The 20,688-nt window shown below is 67.3% G+C and carries 18 protein-coding genes and 1 pseudogene; 8 read left to right on the top strand and 11 right to left on the bottom strand.

Going from position 1 to position 20,688, the window contains the following annotated elements; genetic code table 11:
• Positions 1-66 precede the first annotated feature (66 nt).
• From D573_RS0107655 to D573_RS0107645, 3 genes are all read left to right on the top strand, one after another.
• Entirely contained in the window at positions 67-1,218 is a 1,152-nt protein-coding gene (locus D573_RS0107655) for a putative zinc-binding metallopeptidase (RefSeq protein ID WP_018938369.1), read from the top strand.
• A 68-nt stretch (positions 1,219-1,286) separates the two neighbouring features.
• Positions 1,287-2,945, top strand: coding sequence for a BCCT family transporter (locus tag D573_RS0107650; protein WP_018938370.1), 1,659 nt, complete (start codon positions 1,287-1,289; stop codon positions 2,943-2,945).
• Between the two features lie 318 nt (positions 2,946-3,263).
• On the top strand, positions 3,264-3,548 hold the full coding sequence (locus tag D573_RS0107645) for a hypothetical protein (protein ID WP_018168090.1): 285 nt from the start codon (positions 3,264-3,266) through the stop codon (positions 3,546-3,548).
• Positions 3,549-3,623: 75 nt separating this feature from the next.
• On the opposite strand, the gene D573_RS0107640 is transcribed toward D573_RS0107645, so the two are convergent.
• The 6 genes from D573_RS0107640 to D573_RS0107615 form a co-directional block, all read right to left on the bottom strand.
• Positions 3,624-4,202, bottom strand: coding sequence for a hypothetical protein (locus tag D573_RS0107640; protein ID WP_018168091.1), 579 nt, complete (start codon positions 4,200-4,202; stop codon positions 3,624-3,626).
• 98 nt (positions 4,203-4,300) lie between these two features.
• Positions 4,301-5,293 (bottom strand): NAD(P)H-dependent glycerol-3-phosphate dehydrogenase, encoded by a 993-nt coding sequence (locus D573_RS0107635; protein ID WP_018938371.1) that lies wholly within the window; start codon positions 5,291-5,293, stop codon positions 4,301-4,303.
• A gap of 15 nt (positions 5,294-5,308) precedes the next feature.
• On the bottom strand, positions 5,309-5,836 hold the full coding sequence (gene secB / locus D573_RS0107630) for a protein-export chaperone SecB (RefSeq protein WP_018938372.1): 528 nt from the start codon (positions 5,834-5,836) through the stop codon (positions 5,309-5,311).
• A gap of 112 nt (positions 5,837-5,948) precedes the next feature.
• Positions 5,949-6,239 (bottom strand): glutaredoxin 3, encoded by a 291-nt coding sequence (gene grxC, locus D573_RS0107625; protein ID WP_018938373.1) that lies wholly within the window; start codon positions 6,237-6,239, stop codon positions 5,949-5,951.
• Positions 6,239-6,667: a rhodanese-like domain-containing protein gene (locus tag D573_RS0107620; RefSeq protein WP_018144124.1), complete on the bottom strand. Its 429-nt coding sequence runs from the start codon at positions 6,665-6,667 to the stop codon at positions 6,239-6,241. Before D573_RS0107620 ends, grxC begins: the two co-directional genes overlap by 1 nt.
• Positions 6,668-6,695: 28 nt before the next feature.
• Complete coding sequence (locus tag D573_RS0107615) at positions 6,696-7,031, bottom strand: helix-turn-helix transcriptional regulator (protein ID WP_026182005.1); 336 nt, start codon at positions 7,029-7,031, stop codon at positions 6,696-6,698.
• Between the two features lie 74 nt (positions 7,032-7,105).
• On the opposite strand from D573_RS0107615, the gene D573_RS0107610 reads away from it, so the two are divergent.
• From D573_RS0107610 to D573_RS0107600, 3 genes are all read left to right on the top strand, one after another.
• Complete coding sequence (locus D573_RS0107610; RefSeq protein WP_038039774.1) at positions 7,106-8,287, top strand: murein hydrolase activator EnvC; 1,182 nt, start codon at positions 7,106-7,108, stop codon at positions 8,285-8,287.
• A gap of 126 nt (positions 8,288-8,413) precedes the next feature.
• Positions 8,414-9,688, top strand: a complete 1,275-nt coding sequence (locus tag D573_RS0107605) for a S41 family peptidase (RefSeq protein ID WP_018168096.1) — start codon at positions 8,414-8,416, stop codon at positions 9,686-9,688.
• Positions 9,689-9,710: 22 nt separating this feature from the next.
• The gene (locus D573_RS0107600) at positions 9,711-10,253 is read left to right on the top strand and encodes a DJ-1 family glyoxalase III (protein ID WP_018168097.1); all 543 of its coding nucleotides are present in this window, start codon (positions 9,711-9,713) and stop codon (positions 10,251-10,253) included.
• A 308-nt stretch (positions 10,254-10,561) separates the two neighbouring features.
• On the opposite strand, the pseudogene recG reads toward D573_RS0107600, so the two are convergent.
• Both recG and D573_RS0107585 read right to left on the bottom strand, forming a co-directional pair.
• Positions 10,562-12,655: pseudogene (gene recG, locus D573_RS0107590) on the bottom strand (ATP-dependent DNA helicase RecG); the annotation flags it as partial.
• Positions 12,648-13,037 carry a RidA family protein gene (locus D573_RS0107585; protein ID WP_018168099.1) on the bottom strand — a complete coding sequence of 130 codons (390 nt, stop codon included), beginning with the start codon at positions 13,035-13,037 and terminating at the stop codon, positions 12,648-12,650. The gene D573_RS0107585 and the pseudogene recG, both read right to left, overlap by 8 nt.
• 170 nt (positions 13,038-13,207) lie before the next feature.
• On the opposite strand from D573_RS0107585, the gene D573_RS0107580 reads away from it, so the two are divergent.
• Positions 13,208-13,675, top strand: a complete 468-nt coding sequence (locus D573_RS0107580) for a CopD family protein (RefSeq protein WP_018144117.1) — start codon at positions 13,208-13,210, stop codon at positions 13,673-13,675.
• Between the two features lie 8 nt (positions 13,676-13,683).
• On the opposite strand, the gene D573_RS0107575 is transcribed toward D573_RS0107580, so the two are convergent.
• A complete protein-coding gene (locus tag D573_RS0107575; RefSeq protein WP_018939183.1) occupies positions 13,684-14,181 on the bottom strand; it encodes a DUF3293 domain-containing protein in 498 nt (165 codons plus the stop codon).
• A gap of 153 nt (positions 14,182-14,334) precedes the next feature.
• Here D573_RS0107575 and D573_RS0107570 point away from each other — a divergent pair, with 153 nt between their 5' ends.
• The gene (locus D573_RS0107570) at positions 14,335-16,065 is read left to right on the top strand and encodes a diguanylate cyclase domain-containing protein (protein ID WP_018938378.1); all 1,731 of its coding nucleotides are present in this window, start codon (positions 14,335-14,337) and stop codon (positions 16,063-16,065) included.
• A 15-nt stretch (positions 16,066-16,080) separates the two neighbouring features.
• Here D573_RS0107570 and D573_RS0107565 read toward each other — a convergent pair whose 3' ends face one another.
• Together D573_RS0107565 and cls are read right to left on the bottom strand one after the other, a co-directional pair.
• Positions 16,081-18,984: an EAL domain-containing protein gene (locus D573_RS0107565; protein WP_018938379.1), complete on the bottom strand. Its 2,904-nt coding sequence runs from the start codon at positions 18,982-18,984 to the stop codon at positions 16,081-16,083.
• Between the two features lie 166 nt (positions 18,985-19,150).
• Positions 19,151-20,572, bottom strand: a complete 1,422-nt coding sequence (gene cls, locus D573_RS0107560) for a cardiolipin synthase (RefSeq protein WP_018938380.1) — start codon at positions 20,570-20,572, stop codon at positions 19,151-19,153.
• Between the last annotated feature and the right edge of the window lie 116 nt (positions 20,573-20,688).

Genomic DNA, 20,688 nt, shown 5'->3' with positions numbered 1-20,688 from the left:
TCGGCGTAGTCTGAAGGCATGCCTGCCGCCTGGACATCCTCGGCAGGCCAGCCAACGGGGAGCGCGATGCAGTTATTCGAGTGCGAGGTCTGTGGGCAGGGGGTGTATTTCGACAACACCTTCTGTACCCGCTGCGGCCACCGGCTGGGATTCCTGCCGGACCGCCTGGAGGTCTCCGCCCTGGTGCCGGCGGGGGAGGCCGTGGGCGCCCGTGGGCGCCCGATCCCCGGTGGCCTGTGGCGGGTGGCGGACGAGCCGGACGGGCTGTTTTATCGCCAGTGCCGGCACTATGCGGTAGACGCGGTGTGCAACTGGATGGTGCCACATGAAGAAGCCGAGCCGTTCTGTCGCGCCTGCCGCCTGAATCGCACCATCCCGGACCTCAGTGTGCCGGGCAATGCGCGGCTGTGGGAGCGTCTGGAGGCCGAGAAGCGACGCCTGGTATATGGCCTGTTGCGCCTGGGCCTGCCGGTGGTGCCGCGGAAAAGCGATCCTGGGGGGATTGCGTTTGATTTCCTGGCCGATCCGGCCCCGGAGTTCCGCGAGGGCGGGGGCGTGGTCACCGGCCATTCGCATGGGCTCATTACCATCAATATCGCCGAGGCCGATCCCGCGGTGCGCGAGCGCATGCGCGAGGCGATGGCCGAACCCTATCGCACCATTCTCGGCCACTTTCGCCATGAGTCCGCGCACTACTACTGGGATCGATTGATTCGCGGTAGCCACTGGCATACCGATTTTCGCGAGCGCTTCGGCGACGAGCGTGCGGACTACGACGAGGCCCTGCGGCGCCATTACACCGGTGGTCCGCCGGCGGATTGGCAGGCCTCGTTCGTGTCCGCCTATGCCAGCTCCCACCCCTGGGAAGACTGGGCCGAGACCTGGGCCCACTATATGCACATCGTGGATACGCTGGACACGGCCTCCGCCTACAACATGGACATCGAACCCGTCGCCGGGCCGTCGGCGCGGCTGGGCGCGCAGGGGAATCTGCCGGCTTTTGATGCCTATGCCACGGTGGACTTCGATTTGCTTCTGGAGCATTGGCTGCCGCTGGTCAGCGCCCTGAACAGCCTGAATCGCAGCATGGGTCACTCGCATGTCTACCCCTTCGTGCTGACCGCTACCGCGATCGCCAAGCTGGCGTTCGTGCATCAGGTCATTCAGGATTTCCGCATGGGCATCCGCGTACAACCGGCGGGCGCCACCGGCCCTTGATCTGCCGGCCTGGATCGGCAAAGGTCCGGTCCTGAAATACATCCATCGCGCAAGCGAAAGGACGCGAGATGTACAACGTTGCCACCCGCGGCCCGTTCAAGGGGCTGAACCCGCGTGTTGCGCCGCTGGCGCTGATGCTTGTGGTGATCATCGCCCTGCTGGGGGTTTATCGAACCGAGCAGCTGGGCGCAGTGGTGGGGGATGCGCGCGCCTTCGTGACGCCGCTGCTGGAGTGGTACTACGTGGTGATCATGGCCTTCTTCCTGGTCATGGTGATCTGGCTCGGGGTCGGGCGCTACAAGGACGTGCGCCTGGGGCGCGACGACGAGGTCCCGGAGTTCACCACGCTGTCCTGGCTGTCGATGCTGTTCGCCGCCGGCATGGGCGTCGGCCTGCTGTTCTGGGCGGTGGCCGAGCCGCTGTCGCATTACGGCGGCAACCCGTTTCTGGCCGAGAACGGCAACCAGGCGGCCGCCGCCGACATGTCGATGGTGCTGACGTATTTCCACTGGGGGCTGAATGCCTGGGGTGTGTTCGCGCTGCTGGCACTGATCCTGGCCTATTTCAGCTTCCGCAAGGGCCAGCCGCTGGCGCTGCGCTCGGCCCTGCACCCGCTGATCGGCAAGTACAGTCATACCTGGCCGGGCGATCTGGTGGATCTGCTCGCCATCGTGGCCACGGTCTTCGGGATCGCAACGACTCTGGGGCTGGGTATCCAGCAGCTGGAGGCCGGGTTGGCGCATACCGTGGGCCTCTCGCTGGAAGGGGATCGCGGTCTCCTGCTGCTGACGGCGCTGCTGACGGTGACCGCGATCGTGTCGGTGGTGGCCGGGATGCAGGCCGGGGTGCAGCGGGTCAGCCAGGCCAACCTGTGGCTTAGTGTCGCTCTGCTTGGACTCCTGCTGGTATGGGGTCCAACCCAGTACTTGCTGGCCTTGGTGGTGCAGTCCAGTGGCAGTTACATGCAGAACCTGCTGGGGCTGTCGCTGTACACCCATGCGCACCACCTGGACGAGTGGCACTCCGACTGGACGGTCTTCTACTGGGGCTGGTGGCTGGCCTGGGCGCCGTTCGTCGGGCTGTTCATCGCGCGCATCTCGCGCGGGCGCACCCTGCGCGAGTTCGTGATGGGTGTGCTGCTGGTGCCGACCCTGATCACCTTCTTCTGGCTCGCGCTGCTGGGCGGTACGGCCCTGCACGCCGAGGTTGAGGGCATCGCGAACATTGCCGATCAGGTGGCGGAGGACCTGACCATGGCAACCTTCGCCACCATGGAGACCCTGGAACCCTGGTTGATCGCGAAGAGCGGGGCCGTCCTGATTACGGTGCTGATCGCGACCTACCTGCTGACCTCGGCCAATGCCGGCATCGTGGTCATCAACACCCTTCTGGCCCATGGCTCCACTGAACATCGGGCGATCCACCTGATCCTGTGGGGTGCGATGATCGGTCTGGTGACCGGCGTGCTACTGCTGGCCGGCGGGCTGGAGGTCTTGCAGAATGCAGTCATCCTGGCCGCGCTGCCGTTCTCGCTGGTGATGCTGATGATGGTGGTGGGCCTGATGCGCGCCCTGGAAGACGAGCGCTATGCCCCACGCCCGGGCGAGCATACGGTCGCCCCCAGCGAGCCGTGGACCATTCCGCCGGATCGCGTCCACGAGGACTTTGATATGGACGACGATGCCCCCGAGGCCCGTGACGAAGACGACGACCCTCGTCGCTCCTGACGGTCCCAGTTTTCCACCACGAAGCACACGAAGAAGGTCAAAAGCCTTTGCACCACAGAAGGCACGGAGGAAAGAAAGGAACGCGGTAACGCCTGGGTGGCGAAGGCGCCGTTCGATCCGCCTTGCCCTTCAACCCTGATTCTCTCCGTGCCCTCTGTGGTTCAAATCGCTCTTGAACTTACCTTCTTCGAGCCTTCGCGCGCTTCGTGTTGAACACACCAGGGAGGGAAAGGCCCGCGCATCTTGCGTTCACTTTCGGGGTGGCGGGGCTTGCCGTAGCCTGTGCGCAACGATTTCACGAACCGCGAGAGGAACCCCATGAGCGATACCCTGCAGTTGTCCGGCGAGTTGATTCAGAAGGTCCAGGATCTGCTGACCGAGGTGGACCCGAAGGCGCAGCAACCCATCGTGGCCGTGCAGTACCTGAGCGCGATCACCGGGTTCATGGTCGCGCAGATGCCGGAGTCGGTGAACGAGCGCAAGGAGTACCTCAAGCAGCTCTCCGAATTTACCGAGTCGGTGTTCGTGGACGTCGAGAGCCGCAAGCAGACCGCCCCGCCGCCGCAGGATGCCAGTGGCGTGTGGCGCCCCGGCGAGAACTGAGCGCCACGGGCCATGCTGTCGGGCGTGGCCGCAACCGGGGGCGGCGCAACCTCGGTGAACTTGTGAAGGCGGCGGTCAGTTGTTCCCGTCGCCTTTGTTTTTGTCCTTGCGCATCTGGCGCAGCATGGCTTCCTGTTCGTTGAAGCTGGGCATGCGGCGCTTGCCGCCGGCGTCGCGGGCCGGGTCGTTGCGACCGGCCAGGCCTGATTGCCCGGGCTTTTCGGCTTCCTTGATCTGCTGGTATTCGTCCAGTTCGCGGCGGGCGTCTTCGTCGCTGGTGTAGCGGCCACGGTAGTCCTGCGGTGGCTTGTGGCCCTTGCGCAGGAAGAGCTGCTTGCGTAGCTCCTTGTTGTAGTCGGTCACCCGACGGTCGATCCACCACAGGTCCACCAGCGCCCATGACACGCCAATAATCAGCGGTAGCAACCACCAGGCGGCGGGGCCAAATCCGGCGAGGGCCAGGGTGGCCGCACTGAGTGCCAGGAAGCCGGCGCCGCCCAGCGGCTCGTGCAGGTAGAAGCGATGCAGCCCGAGCGGGAACAGGATCCACGCAGCGTAGGCCGCAGGGCGGGTGCGCATCTCGCGAGCGAGGCGGGCGTTGACCGCCTGCAGGCCGCCACCTTCCAGGTCCAGTTCCTTCCAGGCCTTGCTCATGCGGTTCTCCGTTGCGTTCGCGTGTGAGGGCCACGGTAGTCCGACCGGAGCGTACGGGCGATTGTGCGGGTGTCGCGCGGGGCTTTTGCGGACGCGGGTCAGTCCTCTTCGCGGGTGGCGTCGCGTTCCAGCAGCCGGCGCACAGTGTCGTGCACCGGGCGGCCCTGGTAGAGCACCGCGTGCACCTCGGCGCAGATCGGCATGTCCACTTCCAGTGCCTTCGCCCGCGCGACGGCGACCCGGGCGGTCTCTACGCCCTCCACCGACTGTCCCACCCGCGCGCGGGCGGTGTCGAGATCTAGGCCTTCGCCCAGCATCCGGCCCAGGCGCCGGTTGCGCGACTGGTTGTCGGTGCAGGTGAGGATCATGTCCCCCAGTCCGGAGAGGCCGGTGAGGGTGGTCGGGCGTGCGCCGACCGCCGCGCCGAAGCGCTGGATCTCGGCCAGCCCGCGGGTCATCAAGGCGGCGCGCGCATTGGCCCCGAACCCGGCGCCGTCGGCAATACCGGTGGCGACCGCGAGCACGTTCTTCAGCGCGCCGCCCAGTTCCACGCCGATCACGTCCGTATTGCGGTACAGGCGCAGCGAGCGCCCGTGCAGGGCCGCAACCAGGCAATCCATGTGGCCCTCGTCGCTGGAGGCCACGGACAGCGCGGTCGGCTGCTCCTGCGCCACCTCGGCGGCGAAGGATGGGCCGGAGATCAGAGCGGGCGGGCGCTCGGGCCCCAGTTCCTGTTCGGCAATCTCGTGCAGCCAGGCCCCGGTTGCCGTCTCCAGGCCCTTGGTGGCCCAGGCGACCACCTGGTCGCGTGCGAGGCGCGGGGCGATCCAGCGCAGGGTTTCGCGGAAGGCGCCGGAGGGGACTGCGATCAGGACCAGCTCGCGGCCCTCGATGGTCGCAGGGTCGGCGCTGATGCGCAGGTTGTCCGGGAGGCGCAGGCCGGGAAGGTAGCGGGCGTTCTCGCGCTCGCGTTCCAGTTGCTCACCCGTGGCGTCATTGCGCACCCACAGGGCGACGTCGGCATGCAGGCGGGCCGCATGCACCGCCAGCGCCGTGCCCCAGCAGCCGCCTCCGAGGACCGCGATACGCATCGGTTGCGCCTCGCGTCAGGCCTGTTGCGTGGGCTCGGCCTGTTCCCCGCCGGCCTGTTGCTTCTGTTCCTGCAGGTGCTGGGCATACAGCGACTCGAAGTTGACCGGCTGTAGCAGGAGCTGCGGGAAGCCGCCCTTCAGTACCAGGTCGGCCACCGTTTCGCGGGCGAACGGGAACAGCACGTTGGGGCAGTAGGCACCCAGCAGGTGGTTGCGCTGATCCTCGGCAAAATTGCGCAGAATGAACACGCCGGCCTGCTTGATTTCGACCAGATAGGCGGTCTTGCCGTCGGATTCGGTGGTCACGGTCAGGCCCAGTTCCACCTCGAAGGCGCCGGCGGCCTCGTCGATCGGACGTGCGTTGGTGTTCAGCTGGATGTTGGTCTCGCCCTTCCACTCGCGCATGAATACCTCGGGGGATTCCGGCGCCTCGAAGGACAGGTCCTTGATGAAGACCTTCTGGATGGAGAAGTCGGGCCGGTCACTCTGTTCGGCCTGGGCCGCGCCGTTGCCGCTCTTCGGGGAATTCTTCTCTTCAGCCATGATGTTGTCTCGCAGTCGTCTGGAATCGGGGCATTGTAAGGGGGATGAGCGGTGTTTTTCGGGGTCGCCAGGGCGATCCCGTTTGCCGCCCGTTGCCGGCGGCGGCGCGTGTTTATCCGGAGGCGTTGTCGGTCGGGGCTTCGAGGCCGGCCTCGCTGGCCAGGCGCGCCAGTTGGCCGTTACTGTCCATCGCCTGCAGTTCGTCGAAGCCGCCGATGTGTGTGTCGCCGAGAAAGATCTGCGGGACCGAGCTGCGGCCGGCGGCGCGCTGTTCCATCTCCGCGCGCAGACCGGGTTCGCGGTCGACGGCGTACTCCGCGAACGGGTAGCCACGCTGATTGAGCAGGCGCCGCGCGAGCAGGCAGAATGGACAGCGCCCGCTGGAGTAGACCTCGAACTGCATTACTTCTTCTTGATGGGCATGTTGGCCGATTGCCAGGCCTGGATGCCGCCCTGCAGGTTGACTACGTCCTCGAACCCGGCCGCGGTCAGTTGCTGCGCGGCGCTGGCGGAGCGGTTGCCGCTGCGGCAGTACACCACTACCGGTTTGTCCTTGTATTTCTCGATGTCGCCCATGCGCTTTTTCAGGCTGCCGAGCGGGATATGCTTGGCGCCGCCGATGCGCCCGGAGGCGACTTCGTTGTCCTCGCGCACATCCAGCACCAGGGCGTCGTCCTGGTTGATCACGCGCACCGCCTCGACCGGCGAGAGCGAGCGATACTTGCGGTTCAGGCGTCGCAGTTCGACGAACAGGATCATCCCGATCACCGCCAGCAGGGCGCCGGTCAGGATGGGGTGGTTGGCGAGAAATTCGGGCAGGCGTTCAAGCATTCGGGAGACCGGATCGGAGGGGTGGGTGTCAGGAACTGCAGAAAACGTCCTGCATCATACCGATCAGGCGCAGGGTCCGGGAGTCCCCCACCCGGTAGTAGACCCGGTTGGCGTCCTTGCGCGTGGCGAGGATGCCCTTGTCGCGCAGGATGCCGAGATGCTGCGAGATGTTGCTCTGCGACGTCCCGACCTGATCGACGATTTCCTGTACGCTGATTTCGCGATCGCCGAGAATGCAGAGGATCTTCAGACGCAGCGGGTGGGACATGGCCTTGAGCGAGCGCGAGGCCCGCTCGATGTCTTCGTCCTGGGACATCAAACCGTCTTCGACGTACATTTCGTCTTCAACCGTTTCGTTGCTCACGGCATGCCTCTCTTGCTCGCGAGGGAAGGCCCTCGCAACTGGGTCAGAATATAAGAACCTAAACGTACCCCGATATGCGAATTTGCGCAATCTTGAGTCATCCAAGCGGTTCACGCGCCCTTTTGTGGTGCGGTGCGTTGCTCTGTTTTCTGTGGCCGGTCAGCGCCGTGGCGCTGGAACCGGAGGCGGAGCTGCGCGAGACGCGCGAGGCCATCCAGGACCTGGAGCGTAGCCAGGAAGAGCGTTACGCGGCCCTGCAGCAGCTGGAAGGGCTGCTCGCGGAGGCTGCTCGCGGGACCGAGGCCTCGCGCCAGGAGCTGCGCGAGCTGGCGCGGGCGCGTTCGCGTCAGGAGGCGGTGGTCGCCGACCAGGAGGACCGTGTGGACGAGGCCCGGGAGCGGCTGGAGGCAGAACGCCGCGCCGCGGCTCGCCTGGTGCGCGATCAGTGGCAGGGCGAACGCCATCCCGGACGGAGCGACGGTCAGTCTGCGGAGCACCGCCATCAGGCCGCGTTTGCCGCGCGCATCCGCGAGGCGCGCGAGCAGGCCCTGGTCGTGTTGCGCGACCGCATCGAGGCGCTGGAGACGGCGCGCGAGAACCTCGCGCGGGAGCGGGCGGTGCTGGCAGAACGGGAAGAGCAGGCCCGCGCGGCGGTCGCGGATCTGGAACGCGAGGAGGCGCACCAGCGCCAGGCGATGGCGGAGCTGGAGGCGGTGATCGAGGACGAGTCGCTGGAACTGGAGCGCCTGGCGCGCAATGCCGAGACCCTGGAGACGGTGATCGAGGAGGTCGAGGCTCGCAGCGCGGCGCGTGCCGCGGCACCCCGCGAGTCCACCCCCGAACGGCCGGACGTGGCCTTCGTGGAATTGGAGGGCGAGCTTCCGCGTCCGGCCGAAGGCCGCGTGATCCGCAGTTTCAACGAGTCCCGTGGTAGCCGCCTGCGCTCGCGCTGGCGTGGCGCGGTGCTGGCGGTCGATAACGGCACGGCGGTGCGCGCAGTGCACTACGGCCAGGTGGTCTACGCCGACTGGATGCAGGGCTACGGCTTCCTGGTGATCGTCGATCATGGGGAGCGCTATCTGACGCTCTACTCCAATGTAGAGGAGATCCTGGTGGCGGAAGGCGAGACCGTGGGTGCTGGCGAGCAACTGGCCGTGGCGGGCGAGGGCAGCGAGGCGATTGCGCCCGGGCTTTACTTCGAGATCCGTCACAACGGCGGACCATTGAACCCCGAGAGCTGGTGGCCCTCTCAGTAGAGGGAAAAAGATGGAATGCGCCCATGCCCCGGCAAAAGGCCGATCGGTGGCGTGCATTCAGGCAGCCGTCACATTGCGGGTGCTACCATCTTCACACAAATCACCTCAAGTGAACGAGGAAAGGTAATGAGCAAGTCTTGTCGCACCGGATACTCCCTGATCGTCGGACTGGTTGTCGGGGTCATGTTGAGTGTCTCGGTGGCGGTCTACGCCGACCGCGACAATGGCGCGCAATCCGCTTTGCCAGTAGAAGATCTGCAGCGCTTCACTGACGTATACATGCGCATCAAGCGCAATTACGTCACCGAGGTCGAAGACAAGGATCTCCTGGACAATGCGATCCAGGGGATGCTGTCCGGTCTTGACCAGCATTCGGCCTATCTGGACGAACAGGACTTCGAGGACATGCAGGTCGGGACCTCCGGCGAGTTTGGCGGTCTGGGCATCGAGGTTGGCATGGAAGACGGCTTCGTCAAGGTCATCGCGCCGATCGATGACACCCCGGCCAGCCGTGCCGGGGTCGAGGCCGGTGACCTGATCATTCGCCTGGATGGCGAGTCGGTGAAGGGTATGTCCCTGTCCGACGCGGTCGCCAAGATGCGCGGCGAGAAAGGCTCGGACATCACCCTGACCATCCTGCGCGATGGCGAGGACCGCCCGAAAGAAATCACCATCACCCGCGACGTGATCCAGGTGCAGAGCGTGCGCTCCGAGATCCTGGAGGACGGCTTCGGCTACGTACGCATCAGCAATTTCCAGCAGCGCACGGCACGCGACTTGGTGCGGGCGATCGAAGACCTGCAGGAACAGGGCGAGCTGCAGGGGCTCGTGCTGGATCTGCGCAACAACCCCGGTGGCATTCTGACGGGCGCTGTGGGCGTCTCGGACGCCTTCCTCGAAGAAGGCCTGATCGTCTACACCGAAGGTCGGCTGGAGGATTCGCAGTTCCGCTACCAGGCCTCGCCGGGGGATGTTCTCAAAGGCGCGCCGATGGTCGTCCTCGTCAATCGCGGATCGGCCTCCGCCTCCGAGATCGTGGCGGGTGCGTTGCAGGACCACCGGCGGGCCGTGGTTATGGGTCAGAACACCTTCGGCAAGGGTTCGGTGCAAACCATCCTGCCGCTGACCCAGAACACCGGGATCAAGCTGACCACCGCGCGTTACTTCACGCCTGATGGCCGTGCCATCAACGAGGACGGGATTGACCCGGACATCCGCCTGCAGCAGCTCGTGGTGCAGCGCTCCGACAGCGAAAATGGCGGTGCCCGCATGGGCCGTGACGGCCTGCCGGAATCTGTGGATGCGGACGAAGACAATGGCGAAACGTTGGCCGAGCGCGATTACGGTATGAACGAGGCGCTGAATCTCCTGAAGGGCCTGAACTTCTACAACCGCCGCTGAGCGCGGTGGACAGGGAGGATTGATGCCGAACGTACTGGTGCCCCTGGCCGCCGGGGCCGAGGAACTGGAGGCGGTCACGATCATCGACCTGCTGCGCCGGGCGCAATTCGAGGTCACCGTGGCCGGGCTGGAGCCCGGGCCGGTGACCTGCTCGCGGGGCACGGTCATCCAGCCGGATACCACGGTTGATCAGGTGCTGGATCGGTCCTTTGACTTGATCGTCCTGCCGGGTGGCCTGCCCGGCGCCAATCACCTGCGCGACGACGCCCGGGTGCAGGGTTTGCTGCGGGCGCAGGCCGAACGCGATGGCCACTTGGCCGCGATCTGCGCTGGGCCCAAGGCGCTGGCCGAGGCCGGGCTGCTGGAGGGCCGCACCGTGACGGCCTTCACCGGCGCGCTGGACGAGGCGGGGATCCCGTCCACCGGTGCCCCGGTGGAGATCGACGGGCGCCTGATCACCGGCCGTGGCCCGGGTGCCGCGATGGACTTCGCCCTGACCCTGATCGAACAGCTCGCCGGCCGCGAGGCCCGCGACGCCGTCGAGGGCCCGCTGCTAAGGCCCTGATGGTCTTAGCCACGAAGACACGAAGGAAGACACGAAGAGGGTAGGATGTGTTGAGCGCAGCGAAACGCATCGGGGCCCGGATCATTCCGTGAGGCCGATGCGATTCGCTGCGCTCATCCGCACCCTGCCCGCTGCAAAACGATCGTGGCCTTTCTGATGCGCCTCAAAAGGCCCGATGGCGGTCATCATCAACACCCGCTGTTTCCTGCGCGATAGCGCGTCGTCCCCGGACGGGGCGTCAACTCTGTGGTGGAAAGCTTTTGACCTTCCTCGTGCGCTTCGTGGTGGATTCGCCCTTCGTTTTTGGGCTATCCCACGGTCGCGTAGCGGGTGGCGGTGCCCAGCCAGCGTTCGATCAGGGCGGCGGCGCGCGCCGGGTCCTTCTCGATGCGTGCGGCAAGGGTGGTGGCCTCGTCGAGCAGGTCCTGGTCGCGTGACCAGTCGGCGACGCGGAAGCTGCGATCGCCCGTCTGGCGCGTGCCCAGCAGTTCGCCCGGACCGCGCAGCTTGAGATCCACCTCCGCAATCTCGAAGCCGTCGTCGGTGCGGCGCATCGCCTCCAGGCGCTCGCGTGCGGTATCGCCCAGTGGCGGACGGTAAAGCAGCACGCAGGCCGAGGCGGCACTGCCGCGCCCGACCCGGCCGCGCAGCTGGTGCAGCTGCGACAGCCCCATGCGTTCGGCATTCTCGATGATCATCAGGCTGGCGTTGGGGACGTCGACGCCGACCTCGATCACGGTGGTTGCCACCAGCAGGTCGATCGCGCCCGCGCGGAAGCGCTCCATCACCGCATCGCGCTCGGGTCCCTTCATGCGTCCGTGGGCCAGTCCGATGGTCAGCTCCGGCAACGCCTCGCGCAGGCGTTCGGCGGTGGCCTCGGCCGATTCCGCCTCCAGTTGTTCCGATTCCTCCACCAGCGGGCAGACCCAGTAGGCCTGGGTGCCGGAGCCGCAGGCGGCGCGGATGCGTTCGATGACCTCGTCACGGCGCTCGTGGCTGATCAGCGCGGTGCGTACCGGGGTGCGCCCGGGCGGGTGTTCGTCGATGACCGAACTGGCCAGTTCCGCGTACAGGGCCATGGCCAGCGTGCGCGGGATCGGGGTGGCGGTCATGATCAGCTGATGCGGCATCCGGCCGTTGCCCTTGTCGCGCAGGGCCATGCGCTGGTGCACGCCGAAGCGGTGCTGTTCGTCGATGATTGCGAGCCCCAGATGATGAAACCGCACCTCCTCCTGGAACAGGGCGTGGGTCCCGATCGCGACCTGGCGCTGCCCGCTGGCCAGTTCCGCGAGCAGCTGGCCGCGCTCGCTGGCCGTCTGGCGCCCGCCCAGCCAGGCGATCGCGACGCCCAGTGGTTCCATCCACTGGGCAAGATTGCGCCCGTGCTGGCGGGCGAGCAGTTCGGTCGGGGCCATGAACGCCACCTGATAGCCGGCCTCCACCGCCGCCAGCGCGGCTGCGACCGCGACCAGGGTCTTGCCGGAGCCGACATCGCCCTGGACCAGACGGTTCATCGGCTGCGGGCGCGCGAGGTCGGCCAGGATCTCTGCGGTAACACGCTCCTGTGCGCCGGTGGGTTCGAAGGGGAGCTGCCCGCGCAGTTGTTGCCACAGCGCCCCCGAGGGCTGGATGACCGGGGCGCTGCGTGTGTCCGCGGGCATCCGGCTCTGCTGCATGCGCGCGAGTTGGTGGGCGCAGAGCTCTTCCAGGGCCAGCCGCGTGCGCGCCGGGCTGCGGTTTTCCGGGGTGTCCAGGGCGGCCAGTGCGTCGGCCTGCGCCGGTGGGTGATGGAGCTGCTCGAGGGCGCTATGCAGGCCAGGCAGGCCCTGCCGGGGCAGTTCCGGAAGCAGGTCGGGCAGGGCCTGCATCCCCGGGAGGGCGTGCGCGACCAGCTGGCGCAGCAGCTTTTGCGACACGCCCTCGGTGGTCGGGTAGATCGGGGTCAGGTGCGACTCCATCGCCGGCGGGCTATCGCCCACGGTCTGGATCTCCGGGTGCACGCACTCCAGTGCGCCGGGCATGCCGCGGGGCTCGCCGAAGGCGCGGATGCACGTGCCGGGGCTCAGGCGGCGCTGCTGGTTGGCCCCGAAGTGAAAGAACCGCAGCAGGACCTGGGCCTGGCCGTCGGCCAGGGTGACCACCAGCATGCGCCGGCGGCGGTGGACCACCTCGGAGTGGGTGACGCGCCCCTCGAACAGTGCAGCCAGCCCCGGACGCAGCGCGGCAATCGGCGTCAGGCGCGTGCGATCCTCGAAGCGCAGGGGCAGATGGAACAGCAGGTCCCCGGCCTGCTCCAGACCCAGACGCTCCAGTCGTTCCGCCACCGCCGGGCCGACACCCTTCAGCGCGGTCAGCGGGACCTGCAGCTCCACCGGTTGGGTTCGCGCAGCGCGATCAGTCGCGCGGGCACCAGGCGATGGCGTCCATTTCCACCTGGGCGCCCTTGGGCAGGGCGGCCACGCCGATCGCGGCACGTGCCGGGTAGGGCTCGTTGAAGACTTCGCTCATGATCTTGTTCACAAGCGGGAAGTGAGCCAGGTCGATCAGGAAGATGTTCAGTTTGGCGATATCGGCGGTGCTGGCTCCCGCCGCCTCCAGGACAGCCTGGAGGTTGGCGAACACCTGGCGGATCTGGTCCTCGATGCCGCCGTCGACCAGTTCCATGGTGGCCGGGTCCAGCGGGATCTGGCCGGACAGGTACAGGGTGTCGCCGGTACGCACGGCCTGCGAGTAGGGGCCGATGGCGGCCGGGGCGTTTTCGGTCTGGATGATCTCGCGCGACATGTGGACTCCTTGTACTGCCGGGTTGAATCTTGATAGGGCCGCGATTGCTGCATGCGGACCCGCCATTCTACTGATCAATCCGCACGCGTGTGCGGTCGGGGGGCTCGGCAGCCGTGCACGCGGGCGGCTACACTGCGGGCCACATCCGTAACGACAAAAGGAAGCAGGCAATGACGGGATACGCACTGGCAAACGTGCTGCATGTACTGGCCGTGGTGATCTGGGTGGGCGGTATGTTCTTCGCTTACATGTTCCTGCGCCCGGTGGCCGGGCAGCAGCTCGAGGGGCCGGCGCGGCTGAAGCTCTGGGAGGGTGTGTTCGCGCGCTTCTTCCCCTGGGTCTGGGCCTCGGTCCTGGTGATCCTGGTGACCGGCTTCTACCTGATCTTCGGGGTGTTCGGCGGCATGGGTGATGTGCATCCCAGCGTGCATACCATGCTGCTGCTGGGTCTGATCATGATGGCGATCTTCGCCCATGTGTTCTTCGCTCCCTATCGGCGCATGCGCAAGGCGATTGCGGCAAACGATACCGAGGAAGGCCTGCGCCGGCTGGGGCAGATCCGCATCCTGGTCGGGATCAACACCGTCATCGGTCTGGTGACGATCGTGGTCGCCTCGGGCGGTCGCCTGCCGCTGTAGGCGGCACGCTACTTGCCTAGCCCCGGGTGCCATACCAGCCGGGGCCGAGCCGGCGGTTCCAGCAGCACGGCTGCGTTCTGGCCGAAGGCCTCCAGCCAGCGCGCCAGCAGGTCGTCGGGCAGGTCCGCGATGGCCAGGCCCGGTTCGTCCGGCCACTGGCCGCGCGGGTCGCGATTGCGGGCAGGCCATGCGCGCAGGCCGTGCTCGGCCACGGTCTGCTCCAGCCGGCGCTGGCGTTGGATGTTTTCACCCTCGGTGCCCGGTCGGCTGCCCGGATTGCAGGCGGTGAACAGGACCAGGCGCTGCATGTCCCGCCCGGCCATCCAGGTCGTGACATCCTCCGCGGGCTGGTCGATGTACAGAACTCGGCTGCTGCCCTCGATCTCCAGGCAGTAGGCGGCGCTTAGGTAGGCCTTCTCCAGTGTCGCCAGCTGCGCTACGGGAGCGGACGACTCCGCGTGCGCGGCAGACATCCGGTCGCCGTATTTGCTTGTATTGGTGGACATCTCGCGGCACCCTCCCCGCCTGGATCGTGCGGATGTGGTCGATCAAACAGGGGGAGCGGGATGCGCGTCAAGGATGCGACAGCGGTTTGTGGTGCCTCGTCGGGTGCGGGTGCGTCCATGGACCGGCCCGTCCCCGGCTGGGATTGAGACGCGATGGCCCCGCGTCCCTTCGTGCCCGGGCTGACCGGCGCCTTTGTTGTGGTGCTGCTGCTGGTCGCGGTGGTCGCCGTCGCCAGCTGGCTTCGGGTGCAGCAGCTGCAGTACGACGTCCAGGCCCTTACCGAGGAGTACGTGCAGAAGGTGGACCGCGTGCATCGCATGCGCAGCCTCGTGCGCGAGCGCATGCTGCGCGCCTCGCTGGTGATCAGTGCCGAGGACCCGGCCCTGCAGGATCGCTACCAGCGGGAGTTTCGCGAGCTGGCCGAGCGCTTCCTGGAGGCCCGCGAGGGTGCGGAATTACTGGCCCGGACCCCACGCGACGCCGCGCTGCTGGCCGAACTGCGTGCGCTGACCGCGACCGGTGCCCCGATCCTGTCCGAGCTCCTCGACATTGCCCTGGCGGGTGGGCGCAACGAGGCGCTGGCGATCCTGTATGCGGACGCAATGCCGGTACAGGAGGATGTGCTGGAGCAGATGGAGGCTATCCTCGCGGCCTTCGAACGTGATAACGAGGAGGCGGTGGCGGCCATGGCGCAGCGCCATGAACAGGCGCAGCAGGTGATGCTGGTGGCCACCGTCCTGACCATGCTGATGATTGCGCTGATGTGGGTGCGGGTGCGCCGGAGGATCTGGCGTGATCACGCCGCCTTGCACAAGGAACTGGAGGGGCGCCAGCAGATCGAGGCGCGCCTGCGCGAGACGCAGGCCGGGCTGGAGGCGGCGGTGGCCCGGCGAACCGCGGCCCTGCAGGAGACCACCGAGCGCCTGGAAGAGGCCCAGCGGATTGCCGGGGCCGGTTACTGGGACTGGGATATTCGTGGTCTGCGGATGAACTGGTCCACGCATGTATTCGATCTGTTCGGGCTCGACCCGCAAACCGATACCGCGGGGTTCGAGGCCTACATGCGAGCCATCCATCCGGACGACCGTACGCGGGTGCGCCGCGCCACCAACGAGGCGCTGGATCACGAGGCCTATTACCGGGTGGATCACCGGGTGGTGCGCGCGGACGGCGGGCTGCGCCATGTGCGGGTCGAGGGCGAAATCGATCGGGACGCCCAAGGCCGCGCCGTGCAGGTCCTCGGGATGGTCCGTGACATCACCCGCGACAAGGCCTCCGAGGAGCGCCTGTGGCACCAGGCCCATCATGACTCCCTGACCGGCCTGCCCAATCGCAGTCTGCTGCAGGAGCATATTCAGCAGGCCCTGCGCCGGGCCCAGCGCGCCGGCACCGGCCTGGCCCTGGTGGTCTGCGATCTCGACGGCTTCAAACCGATCAACGATCGCCTGGGACACGATGCCGGCGACGTGATGCTCGTGACCGTGGCGCGGCGTCTGCGCGAGGGCGTGCGCGAGAGCGACGTGGTGGCCCGCGTGGGCGGCGACGAATTCGTGCTGCTGCTGGAGAATGTGCGTGATCCGGATGCGGTGACGGGGGTCGGACTCAAGCTGATCGAACGCTTCGAGGAGCCGGTGGAGGTGAATCGCGAGTCGGTTCGCGTCGGGCTCAGCATGGGGGCGGTGCTCTACCCCGAGGACGGGGACGATGTGGAGGCGTTGCTGCAGCGCGCCGACCGCGCGATGTACGTGGCAAAGGAGGAAGGCGGCAGCCGGATCGTGCTGTACCGGGAATGCCCCGGAGAGGAGCGCCGGCAAACGGATCTGTCCCTGCGCCGGCGCGGCGCGCTGGGTTGCGGGCTGGAAGACCCGGCCGCTCGCGACTGAATCGGCCGGCCTCGTCTACGGCCGATGCAGTCGCGCGACGAATTGTTCGTGCGTCAGCGGCGCGCTGAACAGGAAGCCCTGGAACCGGGTGCAGCCCAGGGCCAGGAGCTGCTCCCGCTGTTCCGGGTGCTCCACGCCCTCGGCGATGACGTCGAGCTCCATGTTGCGGGCAATGTCCACGATGTTTTCGATCAGGGTCCGGTCACCGCCGGCCAGCAGTTCCTTGACGAAGGATTTGTCGATCTTCAGCTCGTCCACCGGCAGGTCGCGCAGGTAGGCGAGCGAGGAATAGCCGGTCCCGAAGTCGTCCAGGGCGATGCGCATGCCGAGCCGGCGCAGCGCGCCCAGCTTGGTGATGGCGTCCGGCAGGTCGCGCAGCAGGCCGGACTCGGTGACCTCCAGGGTCAGGGCGTGGCCGTCCACCCCGTGTCGGCGCAGCCGCGCCTGGAACTGGTCGACGAAGTCCGGGCGCGCCAGTTGCCAGGGCGAGAGATTCAAGGCCAGGCGAGGTGGCTGCAGGTTCCCGGCCTGCCACTGTGACAGCTGCATCAGGGCGTGTTCCAGGACCCAGTTGCCGACCCCGTGGATCAGGCCGGTCTCCTCGGCGACCGGGATGAAGAGATCTGGCGGGACCTGGCCCATCTCCGGGTGCTGCCAGCGCAGCAGGGCCTCGGCTCCGATCAGGCGCTCGGCGGCATCGAACTGCGGCTGGTAGTGCAGGTCCAGCTCGTCACGTTCGGCCGCTTGTCGTAGCCCGTCCTCGATCTGCAGGCGGGCATGCGCCTCGTCCTGCAGTGCATGGCGGTAGAACTGCACGCCGCCGCGGCCGGCACGCTTGGCCTGGTACAGGGCGATATCGGCGTGGCGCAGGGCTTCTGCCGAGCTCTCGCCGGCGTCGGGATAGCATACGCAGCCGAGACTGGCGCCGACCCCGAAGGTGCGTTCGCCGATGATAATCGGGCGCTGCAGGGCCTCCAGGATGCGCTCGGCGATTGCCTGCAGTTCCGGCTCCAGGGTCTCGCGTACCCGGGCGCAGGGGGGCAGGACAACGGCGAACTCGTCGCCACCCAGGCGCACGATCAGCGCATCCTCGGGGGCATGGCTGCGCAGGCGGTCCGCCACCGCGCCCAGCACGGTGTCGCCTACCGCATGCCCCAGGGCGTCGTTGATGGTCTTGAAGTGGTCCAGGTCGATCAGGATCAGCCCGCCATGCAGGTGGCCGGCGGTGGCCTCCTCGATATGGCGGGTCAGGTCGTCGTGCAGGCGGGTGCGGTTGGCCAGCCCGGTCAGGGAGTCGTGGTAGGCCAGGGCATGGATGTGTTCCTCGGTGTGCAGGCGTTCCAGTTCGGCCCCTGCGCGGTCGGCCATGATCCCGAGGATCTCCATCGCCTTGTCGACATCCTCCACCGGGTATCGGTTGACCATGGCGATGTGCCCCAGCAGCGTGCCCTGGCTGTCCAGCAACGGGGCCCCCAGATAACTCTCTGCGTCCATCTCCACCAGCATCTCGTCGGCCGGAAAGCGCTGTTGTACGTCGCAGGGGTAGATACAGGTACCGATCTCCAGCACACGTTCGCAGGGGGTCTCGGCGAGGTCGTAGCGCAAGTTCTCCACGGTCTGCCCCGCGGTGCACAGGGCGACGGTCTCTACCACGCCGGGTTTTTCCGGATCCTCGATGCCGATCAGGGCATGGTCGGCAGCGAACAGGTTGCTCAGCTTGAGAACCAGCTGCTGGAAGAACTCCTCGCGCGAGCGCGCCTGCAGCCCCTCGGCGATCAGGCGCAGGGCGTCCTCGCTGCGGTGTGCGGCGGTGATGTCCTCCTGCATCACGATCACGTCCTGTACCTCGCCGCGGGCATCCTGCAGTGGGTAGATGCAGCCCCGCAGCCAGCGCTCGGGGGTGATGAGCGGGGTGGTCTGGGTTGCCGGGCCGGGGTCGGCGGGTTCGGCCGACTGGTCGGGGCGGGCTGGCGGGGTGTAGGGCAGCGGGCCGATCTCGCGGTAGTGTCCGCGCAGGGCATCCTTGAGCGGTTCGTGGATGTGCCGGTCGATGGCATCCGGGCGGTCCAGAACGTTGCCGCCCGGCAGGGAGGCTTGTGCGCCGTGCATGGTTTCCCAGGCGGCGTTGCACTGGCGGATCTCGCCCTGCGGTGTGAGTACCTGGATGCCGACCGGGGATTGCTCCACCAGCGCCCGAAAACGGCTTTCCGAGTCACGCAGGCGTTCGCTGGTCTCGCGGTTCAGTACCAGGCTCATCATGACGACCATCACCACATAGCCGAACGGCGCGAGCTGGGGCATTTCCAGTGCGCCGCCCCGGGCCAGGACGCCCTGCAAGGTGAACAGGACGAAGACCCCGATCCCGCCCAGCAGGAGCAGGGTGGTGGTCTGGCGATAGCGCCGGTAGTGCCGGATCAGTGTGGTGAGGGCGAAGCCCAGGACCAGAAAGACCGCGAGCACGCCAAAGCCGAACCAGGGGCTGATGGTGCCCACTGCGAGAGCCACGGTTTCACCCCAGGGGAGTTCCAGGGGGCGGAGTTCGTCGATCACCTGGTACTGCATGCTGTAGGGCTGCAGGGTGTTGACCACCAAGGTGATGACCAGCAGTACCAGAAGACCGGAGATCAGCCAGCGGGCGGGGGTGCGCGTATGGGCCGCGACGAAGGCGGCGAACAGCACGTAGAACGGTCCCAGCAGATAGACGTTCAGGGTGAGTGCGCGGGTATAGGCCTCGACGGTGCCGGCCTGGTAGGTCTGGGCTGATCCGACGGCAAGCACCGCCATCAGGGCGCACATCGCGGCGAACAACCGGTGCTCGGTGCTCCGGGCGCTTTGCCGGCTGTGCAGCAGGTGGCTGAGCGTGGCGTAGATCGCCAGCCCCGCTGCAAGGTAGAGCGATGGCGCAAGAATCCCGTTCATCGGTTCCCTGCGCTTGCATCCCAGTGCCGTGCCATCCCTTGCCCCCCCCTGCGGTAAAGCGATGCGGGTCGGTTCCCGCGCTCGGTCCCTGCCGCTACAGTACAAAAGACCACGCGCGCGCGTCCCGGTTCGCGTGAGGGTCACCGCGGGGGTGGCTAACGGTCGGTCACAGATACGGCGTGAGCAGGCGCGCGGCCCCGTCACGCAGTTGGGTCGCGAGCGGCCGGGCACGGACCTCCTCGAGCGTCAGGGGGTGCGATTGCGCGCGCAGCGCGTCGGTCCAGCTGGCCAGTTCCTGGCCCAGTCCGGCGTCCAGGCATTCCAGGTTGAACTCGAAGTTCAGGCGCAGGCTGCGCGGGTCCCAGTTGGCGGAGCCAACCAGGGCCCACTCGCGGTCTACCAGCATCAGCTTGGCGTGGTTGAACGGTGGTGGTGTGAGCCACAGCCGGCAGCCGCGCTCCAGCAGTTCGGCCTGCTGCGGGCGGCTGGCCCATTCCACCAGGCGCAGGTTGCTCCGGGCGGGGATCAGGATGTCGACCTGCACCCCGCGCAGCGCCGTGGCCTTCAGCGCCCCGGTGAGCGCCACGTCGGGCAGGAAGTACGGGGTCACGATGGTGACCTGTTCGCGTGCCTCGGCCAGCGCCGATTGCAGGGTGAAGTTCAAAACCTCGAAGTCTTCGTCCGGGCCGTCCGGCAGGCCGCGGCAGGCGCGGGCGCCGGCGGGCTCTACGGACTGCGGAAGCCAGAGCGGACCCTCCAGGCGTTCGCCGGTGGCGAATTGCCAGTCTTCCGCGAAGACCCGCTGCAACTGGGTGCAGGCCGGACCCCGCAGCTCGAAGTGGAGGTCGTGTATGGGGTGCGGACCGGGGTTGGTGTGGCTGTGGCCGCGGCGGATGTTCATGCCGCCGGTGAAGGCGCGGGCGCCGTCGATCACCAGCATCTTGCGGTGATTGCGCAGGTTGAAGGCGGCCAGGCTGCTCGGCAGGTGTACCGGCATGAAGGCGGCGGCAGGCAGGCCCACCCGGCGCAGCTGGCGCAGGGTGTTGCGACGGCTGTAGCGGGCGCCGATGGCATCGATCAGGATGCGCACCTGCACGCCCCGGTCCTGTGCCTGCTGCAGGTGGGCGACGAAGCGCTCGCCTACCTGGTCATAGTCGAAGATGTACGTGGCCAGGCTGATGCTGTGACGGGACGCGTCGATCGCGGCCAGCATCTGCGCGTAGGCGCGATCGCCGTCGAACAGCGGTTCGATCGCGTTGCCACCGACCAGGCGGAACGGGCTCAGGCGGTCCCCGGAACGCAGCAGGCGCTGCCAGCGTTCCGGTGGCTCGGCCAGGCTGGTCCCGTCGGTGCTGGGGTCGGCGATCAGATAGCCCTCGCGCAGGGCGTGGGCCCGCCGGCGAATACGATTGACGCCGAACAGCCAGTAGAGCAGCGAGCCGGCCAGGGGCAGCAGCACGATCAGCCCGACCCAGGCGATGACGGTCCCGGTATCGCGGCGTTGCAGCAGCGCGTGCACGACGCTCATCACCGCCAGGGCGAAGACGGCGATGGCGACGATACTGGCGGTCCAGCCTGTATCCGGCACGGACGGACTCCTTGGGAAACACTGATCAATGAACGCGTTCGCGCTCGAGTCGCTTTTGCGTGCGAACAAGGCGCGGTGACTGCCGTGCAGTCATTCTGCACAAGGGAAACGCAACG

It is taken from the genome of Thioalkalivibrio sp. AKL9, from assembly GCF_000377825.1.
Lineage (GTDB): Bacteria > Pseudomonadota > Gammaproteobacteria > Ectothiorhodospirales > Ectothiorhodospiraceae > Thioalkalivibrio > Thioalkalivibrio versutus.
This window is presented reverse-complemented; position numbering and strand designations above follow the sequence as displayed.